Source organism: Pseudomonas oryzicola (assembly GCF_014269185.2).
In the GTDB taxonomy this organism is placed as follows: domain Bacteria; phylum Pseudomonadota; class Gammaproteobacteria; order Pseudomonadales; family Pseudomonadaceae; genus Aquipseudomonas; species Aquipseudomonas oryzicola.
Window position 1 is genome coordinate 1 of sequence record NZ_JABWRZ020000019.1, and the last position, 254, is coordinate 254.

At 57.9% G+C, this 254-nt stretch carries 1 protein-coding gene; it reads right to left on the bottom strand.

Translation table 11 applies throughout. From position 1 onward, the window contains the following. A partial coding sequence (locus HU760_RS24400; protein WP_217858990.1) for an immunoglobulin-like domain-containing protein occupies positions 1–254 on the bottom strand: 254 nt, incomplete at both ends.

Consider the following 254-nt stretch of genomic DNA (forward strand, 5'->3'; position numbering starts at 1 on the left):
TCGTCAGTGACAGTGGTGCTGACCGGCGTCTTGTCCAGGGTCAGTTGTTCGAACTTGTCAGCATCAACCCCATCAACGGTAGCGATGGACTTCACAACCGGATCGTTGGTACCGGTGTAGACGTTGTCCGGCGCCGTGACAGTAGTGCTGCCGGTGGTGCTGTTCGCCGGAACAGTGATGGTGGTGCCATCGTTCAGGGTGAAGGTCAGTGCACCGTGCTTGTCGATCGGCAGGCCATCTTTGTTGGTCAGGGT